This is a genomic window from Mesorhizobium sp. M1A.F.Ca.IN.020.06.1.1, assembly GCF_004023265.1.
Taxonomy (GTDB): domain Bacteria; phylum Pseudomonadota; class Alphaproteobacteria; order Rhizobiales; family Rhizobiaceae; genus Mesorhizobium.
Genome location: NZ_RZSR01001842.1, coordinates 1 through 408 on the forward strand (window position 1 = coordinate 1; position 408 = coordinate 408).

The following is a 408-nucleotide window of genomic DNA, read 5'->3' on the forward strand; positions in this document are numbered from 1 at the left end:
CGCTGGGGCAATCTCGGCAAGGTCATGGAAGGCATCGACGCCGCGCAAGCGGCGGGCCTGAAGGTCAAGCTCAATGCCGTGGCGCTGCGCGACTTCAACGACGCTGAAATACCGGAGATGCTGCGCTGGGCGCATGGTCGCGGCATGGATCTGACGGTCATCGAGACCATGCCGATGGGCGAGATCGACGCCGACCGCACGGACCAGTATCTGCCGCTGTCGCTGCTGCGCGCCTCGCTTGAGCGCCAGTTCACGCTGACCGACATTCCTTATAAGACCGGCGGCCCTGCCCGCTATGTCCAGGTCGCCGAGACCGGCGGTCGGCTCGGTTTCATCACCCCGATGACGCATAATTTCTGCGAAAGCTGCAACCGCGTCCGGCTGACTTGCACCGGCACGCTCTATATG

At 63.7% G+C, this 408-nt stretch carries 1 pseudogene; it reads left to right on the plus strand.

The features are described from left to right. Positions 1-408: pseudogene (locus EOA60_RS37165) on the plus strand (GTP 3',8-cyclase MoaA); the annotation flags it as partial.